This window comes from Phenylobacterium sp. (genome assembly GCF_035276905.1).
Lineage (GTDB): Bacteria > Pseudomonadota > Alphaproteobacteria > Caulobacterales > Caulobacteraceae > Phenylobacterium.
Genome location: NZ_DATELG010000145.1, coordinates 1 through 7,497 on the forward strand (window position 1 = coordinate 1; position 7,497 = coordinate 7,497).

At 69.1% G+C, this 7,497-nt stretch carries 6 protein-coding genes; all 6 read right to left on the reverse strand.

Annotation, left to right across the window (positions count from 1 at the left end; genetic code table 11):
* Nucleotides 1-1,664: FAD-dependent oxidoreductase (locus tag VJS38_RS06595; RefSeq protein ID WP_414692416.1), on the reverse strand; the 1,664-nt coding region annotated here is incomplete at its 3' end.
* Nucleotides 1,665-1,691: 27 nt separating this feature from the next.
* Nucleotides 1,692-2,915 carry a nitrate/nitrite transporter gene (locus VJS38_RS06600; protein WP_324087361.1) on the reverse strand — a complete coding sequence of 408 codons (1,224 nt, stop codon included), beginning with the start codon at nt 2,913-2,915 and terminating at the stop codon, nt 1,692-1,694.
* A 234-nt stretch (nt 2,916-3,149) separates the two neighbouring features.
* Nucleotides 3,150-3,953 carry an ABC transporter ATP-binding protein gene (locus VJS38_RS06605; protein ID WP_324087362.1) on the reverse strand — a complete coding sequence of 268 codons (804 nt, stop codon included), beginning with the start codon at nt 3,951-3,953 and terminating at the stop codon, nt 3,150-3,152.
* 12 nt (nt 3,954-3,965) lie between these two features.
* Entirely contained in the window at nt 3,966-4,859 is an 894-nt protein-coding gene (gene ntrB, locus VJS38_RS06610) for a nitrate ABC transporter permease (protein ID WP_324087363.1), read from the reverse strand.
* Between the two features lie 13 nt (nt 4,860-4,872).
* Complete coding sequence (locus VJS38_RS06615) at nt 4,873-6,153, reverse strand: CmpA/NrtA family ABC transporter substrate-binding protein (RefSeq protein ID WP_324087364.1); 1,281 nt, start codon at nt 6,151-6,153, stop codon at nt 4,873-4,875.
* A gap of 41 nt (nt 6,154-6,194) precedes the next feature.
* Complete coding sequence (locus VJS38_RS06620; protein ID WP_324087366.1) at nt 6,195-7,490, reverse strand: alginate export family protein; 1,296 nt, start codon at nt 7,488-7,490, stop codon at nt 6,195-6,197.
* Nucleotides 7,491-7,497 lie beyond the last annotated feature (7 nt).

The window sequence follows — 7,497 nt, forward strand, 5'->3', positions numbered from 1 at the left end:
ATGAAGCGCGACTGCTTGTCGTCGCGGTACTCGCCCGGCCAGGCGCAGAGCAGATAGTAGTTCAGCGCCGGACGGCACGAGGCGCAGCCGTCGGGCGTCGCCCATTCCAGCGCCTGGAACACCGCCGGCATGGACTTCAGCCCCTCGGCGACGATGCGCCGACGGACCTCATCGTGGCCTTTTTCGCTGCAGCCGCAGACCGGCTTCGGGCCGGTGCGGACCTGGAAGGCGTCGCCCAGGCTGGCCATCAGGATCTTCTCGACCAGCGGCGTGCAGGAGCCGCAGGAGGCCGAGGCCTTGGTGACCGCTCGGACGGTCTCGAGCGTGGTCAGGCCCTGCTCGGCGATGGCGCCGACGATGGTCCCCTTGCAGACGCCGTTGCAGCCGCAGATCTCGGCCTCATCGGCCATGGCCGCAACGGCCGCACTAGGGTCGAGGCCCCGAAGGCCCTCCGTCACCGCCTGGCCGAACACGAGGGTCTCGCGGATATCGCCGACCGGCTGGCCGGATCGCATCAGGTCGAAGTACCAACCGCCGTCGGCGGCGTCGCCGAACAGCACCGCGCCTGCGACCTTGCCGTCCTCCAGGACGATCCGCTTGTAGACGCCGCGGCCGGCGTCGCGGAAGACGATGTCCTCGCAACCCTCGCCGCCGGCGAACTTGCCGGCCGAGAAGACGTCGACGCCGGAGACCTTCAGGCGCGTCGAAAGCACCGAGCCCTCGTAGGCGCCTCCCGCGCCCGTGAGCGACAGACCGAGCGTCTTGCACATCTCCCAGATCGGGGCGACGAGGCCGTAGACCTGGCCGCGGTGTTCGACGCACTCCCCGACCGCGAAGATCGCCGGGTCGGAGGTCTGCATGGCGTCGTTGACGACGATGCCGCGCCCGACCTCCAGCTCGCAGGCCTTGGCCAGCGCCGTCGCCGGGCGGATGCCGACGGCCATCACCAAGAGGTCGCAGGGCAGAACCCGGCCGTCCTTCAGCTTCAGGCCGCAGACGCGCCCGTTCTCGCCCAGCACCTCCTCGGAGTTGGCGCCCAGCACGGTCTCGACCCCGCGCTCGGCCATCGCCTGGGTGAGCAGGAAGCCGGCCGAAGCGTCGAGCTGACGCTCCATCAAAACGTCCATCAGGTGGACGACGGTGGCCCCCATGCCGCGCCGGGCGAGGCCGTAGGCGGCCTCGATGCCCAGCAGGCCGCCGCCGATGACCACGGCGCGGGCGCCGGGCTTCACCGCCTCGATCATCGCCTCGACGTCGTCGAGATCGCGGAAGGTGACGACGCCCTTCAGGTCCACGCCCGGCAGCGGCAGGCGGATCGGGTCGGAGCCCATCGCCAGCAGCAGCTTGTCGTAAGCGACTTCCAGCCCGCCCTCGGCGCGGACCACCTTGGCCGCGCGGTCGATCGCCTCGATCCGGCGGCCCGCGTGCAGGACGATCCCGTTGTCGCGGTACCAGGCCTCGTCGTTGATGACGATCTGCTCGAAGGTCTTCTCGCCCGCCAGGACCGGCGAGAGCATGATCCGGTCGTAGTTGACCCGCGGCTCGGCGCCGAAGATGACGATCTCGTAGCGGTCGGGATCGCGCTTGAGCACTTCCTGGACCGCCCGGCAGCCGGCCATGCCGTTGCCGATGACGATCAGACGTTCCTTCACGGGAGCGTTCATTTTGAGGTCTGCCCCTTTACTCGAAAATCAGACGCGGACGGTGGCGGCCTGGGCGCCGGCGATCTGCGGCCAGCGGGCGCGCCAGTGGCTCCTCAGCGCCGCCAGCGCGGCCAGCGCCACCAGGGCCAGGGCGGCGAAGCCCAGGAAGCCGGGCTGGTAGGAGCCGGTGGCCTTCTTGGCGAAGCCGAGCGTGGTGGCCAGGTAGAAGCCGCCGACCCCGCCCATGGCGCCGACGAGGCCGGTGATCACGCCGATCTCGGCGCGGAAGCGCTGCGGCGCGAGCTGGAAGACCGCGCCGTTGCCGGCGCCCAGCGCGCCCATGGCGACCAGGATCACGGCGAGCGCCGCGGCAGGGCCGGCCTGGTGGAAGCTGGCCACGGCCAGGGCGCAGGCGGCCAGCGCGTAGACGCTCATCAGGGTGCGGACGCCGCCGATCCGATCGGCCACGGCCCCGCCGACCGGGCGGACCGCCGAGCCGAAGAAGACGCAAGCGGCGGTGAAGAAGCCGGCGACCACCGGGTCGAGGCCGTATTCGCCGGCGAAGTAGATGGTCAGCGACGAGGCCAGGCCCGAGAAACCGCCGAAGGTCACGCCGTAGAGGAACATCAGCCACCAGGCGTCGGCGGTCTTCAGCACGCCGAGGTACTCGGCGAACCGCTTCGGCGCAGGCCGGTTCGGCGCGTCCTTGGCGAAGATCAGGTAGACGACGAAGGCGACCAGCAGCGGCAGGGCGGCCATGCCGATCACGTTGTTCCAGCCGAAGGTCTTGGCGAGGCTCGGCGCGAAGAGGGCCGCCAGCGCGGTGCCCGAGTTGCCGGCGCCGGCGATGCCGAGCGCAAGCCCCTGGTGCTCCGGCGGATACCAGCGCGAGGCGAGCGGCAGGGCGACGGCGAAGGAGGCCCCGGCCACGCCCAGCACGCAGGCCAGGATCAGCACCTGATTGTAGCTGTGCACGCCGAGGAACCAGGCCAGGCCGAGCCCGGCGAGCACGATCAGCTGGCCAATGACGCCGGTCAGTTTCGGGCCGATGTGGTCGACCATCACGCCGAACACCAGCCGCAGGAAGGCCCCCGCCAGCAGCGGCGTGGCCACCATCAGCCCCTTCTGGGCCGGATCGAGGTGGAAGCTCTTGGAGATCGCTACGCCCAGCGGGCCGAGGATCACCCAGACCATGAACGACAAATCGAAGTAGAAGAAGGCGGAGAGCAGGGTCGGCGTGTGGCCGGCCTTGAGGAACGAGCGGTCGAGCATGACGGTAGGCCCCGTGCGAGCAAGTGCGGTGGAGCGGCGGCGTCGCCAGCGGGTTTGATCAGCTCGTCATCGAGCCGGTCTGGGGCCGGGAACGCCGTTGCTCACTAGGCCTAAGCTGAGAGGAAACATGTCTGCTGCGGTGCGTCATGCCTCATGTCGCGGCGCACGCGGGCGAATTGCCATGGAGCCTAAAAAGAGGGCGCCGTGCTTTCACGCGGCGCCCAGCTTTTAAGCTCACGCGGCGGCGACACGAACTCCAGGCGCCTTCTCGTGCAGGAACTCCACGACGGCATGGCGCGCCGCCACATAGGCAGGCGCCACGTCCACCTCGAGCCGCCGGCGTGGGCGCGGCAGACCGACGTTCAACACTTCGCCGATGGTCGCCGCGGGCCCGTTGGTCATCATCACGATGCGGTCCGAGAGCAGCACCGCCTCGTCGACGTCGTGGGTGATCATCAGCACCGTGTTGCCGAGCTTGGCGTGGATTTCCATCACGCTGTCCTGCAGGTTGGCGCGCGTGAGCGCATCGAGCGCGCCAAAGGGTTCGTCGAGCAGGAGCACCTTGGGCTCCATGGCCAGCGCCCGGGCGATGCCCACGCGCTGCTTCATGCCGCCGGAAATCTCCGAAGGCCGCTTGTCCCTGGCGTGGGCCATCTGCACCAGGTTGAGGTTGTGCATGGTCCAGGCGTCGCGCTCGGCCCGGCTCTTGGTCGCCTTGAAGACCTGGTCGACCGCCAGGCGCACGTTCTCGTAGACGCTGAGCCAGGGCAGCAGGGAGTGGTTCTGGAACACCACGGCCCGCTCCGGCCCCGGCTGTTCGACGGCGGCCCGGTCGAGGATCACCGCTCCGGTGGTCAGCGGGACCAGGCCGGCCACGACATTGAGCAGGGTCGACTTGCCGCAGCCGGAATGGCCGATGATCGAGACGAACTCGCCCTGGCCGACCTGGAGCTCGACGCCGCGCAGCACCTCGGAGACCGCGCCGCGCGCCTGGAAGGTGACGCCGACGTTCTCGATGGAAAGATAGGCTTTGGACATGGACGGGGCCCTTCAGCTGACCGTGGCGCCGCGGGAGACGATGCGGCCGATGAGCCCGACGAAACGGTCGAGGGCGAAGCCCACGAGGCCGACCCAGATCAGGGCGACGACGATGTCGGAGATGCGCGAGGCGTTGTACTGGTCCCAGATGAAGAAGCCGACGCCGACCCCGCCGAGCAGCATCTCGGAGGCGACGATCGCCAGCCAGCTCATCCCGACGCCGATGCGCAGGCCGGTGAAGATGTAGGGGGTCGAGGCCGGCAGCAGGATCCTGAAGAAGTAGGCCGCGGGCGACAGCCGCAGCACTCGGCCGACGTTGCGGTAGTCCTGCGGCACGTTGCGCACGCCCACGGCGGTGTTGATGATCACCGGCCAGATCGCCGTGATGAAGATCACGAACAGCGCCGAGGGATTGGCCTGGTGCAGGGCCGCCAGCGAGATCGGCAGCCACGCCAGCGGCGGCACGGTCCGCAGCACCTGGAAGAGCGGGTCGAGCCCGCGGTGCGCCAGCCGGCTGGAGCCGACCAGCACGCCCAGCGCGATCCCGACCACCGCGGCGAAGCTGAAGCCGATCGCCACCCGGCGAAGGCTGGTGAGCGCGTGCCAGAACAGCCCCTTGTCGACGCCGCCATGGTCGAAGAACGGGTGCAGGATCAGCTCGCGCGAGTCGCTCCAGATCATCGAGGGCGCCGGCAGGCCGCCCGGCTTGACGGTGGCGATGATCTCCCAGACGAGCAGCAGCACGCCGATGGTGACGACCGGCGGCGCGGCGACGGCCAAGGTCTCGCGCAGGGCGGCGACAAGCCGGCCTGCCGGATTGGGCCGGCGCGCCGGCAGGGCCACGATCGCCGCCCCGGATTTGGCCGGGGCGGGATCGGGATCGGTTCTGAAGGCGGGAAGCGCCATGGTCGCCCTCCCCTCAGACCAGCTTCTTGATCGGCTGGCTGGCCAGGTAGGCCGCCGGGTTCGCCGGATCGAAGACCTTGCCGTCGAAGAACTTTTCGACGCCGCGGCTGTCGGCGGCCGGCGCCGCCACCCCCAGGGCCTTGGCCGCGGCGCGCCAGACGTCGGCCCGGTTGACCTGCTTGACCAGGGCCATCTTGTTGGTCGACTGCGGCAGCACCCCCCAGCGGACGTCCTCGGTCAGGAACCACAGGTCGTGCGACTTGAAGGGGAAGGAGGCGTTGTCGGCCCAGAATTTCATGTAGTGGCCGGAATTCTGGACCTTGCGGCCGTCGCCGTAGTCGATGGTTCCCTGCAGCCGGGGCAGGATGTCGCCCATCGGCACGTTGATGTACTGCCGCCCCGAGACGATCGAGCACATCGCCGGCCGGTTCTGCATCTTGTCGCACCACATCTGGGCCTCCATCACCGCCATGGTGATGGCCTGGGCGGCGCGCGGGTACTTGGCGACCCAGTCGGCGCGCATGCCGAGCGCCTTCTCCGGGTGGTTCATCCAGATCTCGGAGGTCAGGCAGGCGGTGTAGCCGACCCGCTGGTTGACCAGTTGCCCGTTCCAGGGCTCGCCGACGCAGAAGGCGTCCTGGGTGCCGGACTTCATGTTGGCCACCATCTGCGGCGGGGGGATGACGATGGTCGAGACGTCGGCGTCCGGGTTGATGCCGCCGGCCGCCAGCCAGTAGCGGATCCACAGGTCGTGGGTGCCGCCGCGGAAGGTCATGGCGATCTTGGCGATGTTGCCGGAGGACTTGAGCTGCATGAACTTGGCCTTGGCGCCGGCGCTGTTCAGCCCGACCTTCACCGCCTTCAGGTCGTTACCGACGCTGATCGCCTGGCCGTTCACGTTCAGGCGCGCCAGGATGTTCATCGGCACGGGCCGCCCGCCCGTCGCCTGGCCGGTGGTGATCAGGTACGGCAGCGGGCTCAAGATGTGCGCGCCGTCGATGCCGCCGCCGCCGGAGCCCAGCACCAGGTTGTCGCGGGTCGCCGCCCAGGAGGCCTGCTTCAGCACCTCGACGTCGGGCATGCCGTACTTGGCGAAGAGGCCCTTTTCCTTAGCGATGATCACCGGCGAGGCGTCGGTCAGGGCGATGAAGCCCAGCTTGGCCTTGGCGACCTCCGGCCCCGGCCCCGCGGCGAAGGCGCCGGAAGGCAGCAGGGTCTTGGCGGCGGCGATGGTGGCGGCTGCCGCGGTCAGGGCGCCGCGGCGCGTGAGGCCGGTCTTCTTCAGGTCGGTCATGCTAAAGTCCTGTGAATTTCGAGAGTTGGGCCGGCCGCGGGTCACAGCTTGTATTCCAGCGTGAACCAGACCTTGGTCCGCGAGGGCGGCGGCGTGGCCGTGCCGCGCGGCACGGTCTTCACCCGCTCGAAGTCGGCGTACTTGAGCGCCCAGCTGAGCTTGGGCGTGATCGCGGCCCCGACTTGGGCGTCCCATTCGTGGGCCAGGTGCTCGCCGGTCCGCTGGTCGTCGAAGGTGTGGTAGCGGACCAGGACGTCGGGGTTGAAGAAGTAGGTCGCCTTGAAGCGCGGCTTGACGTTCAAGGTGAAGTTCAGGTCCTTGATGCCGTCGACGAAGCCCTTGTTGCCGCCCAGCGGCTGGACCCAGGCGTCCGCCCAGCCCTGGAACTGGTGGGTGGTCGCCAGCGGCGTGGTGAAGCCGCGGAAGCCGTTCCCCTCCAGCTCCTCGTAGTCGACCTTGGCCGTATAGATGTCGAAGGTCCCCGCGAGCGCAGCCTGCCAATAGTCGAGCTGATACTTCTCGGTGGCGTGATGGTAGTCGCCCTGCCGCGCCCAGGTCGCGTCATAGGCCAGCTGGACCAGGCTGACCCAGGTCTTGCCCGAGGCCCTGACCCCGCTGGTGATCGAGGTGTTCGGCCGCGAGTTGGCGAAGTCCAGGGCGTAGACGAAACCTTCCAGCCGCAGTTGCTCGGCGAGCGACCAGGTGACGTTCGCCAGGTGGCTGTCGGAGTTCCAGTCCTTTTCCTGGCCGAGGATCCGGTTCACCCGGTCGACGTAGGCGTAGGTGAGCTTGAACCGCCGCCAGGCCGCGTCGATGCGCAGCGCATCGAACGTCTGCTCGTCCTGGCGCCAGCCGACGTTGCCGATGAAGCGCTGGTCGTCGATGATGATACGTTGCCGGCCGAGGATGCCGCTGAAGGCCGCGCTAGGCGTCCAGGACAGCTGCAGGCGGTTCAGCTCAGTGACCTCCGGGTCGTTGACCAGCGGATATTTGGCCTTGTTCGCGCCGTTCAGCGGCGGGGTCGTTGCGCCCGGCACATTGACCGCATAGCGCTCCGGACCGATCAGCCGGACGTCCTCGAACTCGACCAGAGCCTTGAGATTGTTCCATTCGCCCGTCTCCCACCCCAGCCGGGTGCGGAGCGTATAGGCCTGGGCGTTGTCGGTGAGGACCCTGGTCTTGGTCTGGTCGACGTACTCGAAGCGGGCCCGCATCTCGAGGATCAGGTGGCCGGCGCTGACCGCGTCGCTGATGGTTCCGGCGGACGCCGGCGCAGCGGCAGGCGCCGGCGCAGCAGGCTCGGCGGGCGGCGGCGCCGTCGGCGTCGCGTCGCCCAGTCCGTCG

Coding starts and splice junctions, on each gene's coding strand:
- VJS38_RS06600 (WP_324087361.1), bottom strand. CDS start 2,915: ATGCTCGACCGCTCGTTCCTCAAGGCCGGCCACACGCCGACCCTGCTC.
- VJS38_RS06605 (WP_324087362.1), bottom strand. CDS start 3,953: ATGTCCAAAGCCTATCTTTCCATCGAGAACGTCGGCGTCACCTTCCAG.
- ntrB (WP_324087363.1), bottom strand. CDS start 4,859: ATGGCGCTTCCCGCCTTCAGAACCGATCCCGATCCCGCCCCGGCCAAA.
- VJS38_RS06615 (WP_324087364.1), bottom strand. CDS start 6,153: ATGACCGACCTGAAGAAGACCGGCCTCACGCGCCGCGGCGCCCTGACC.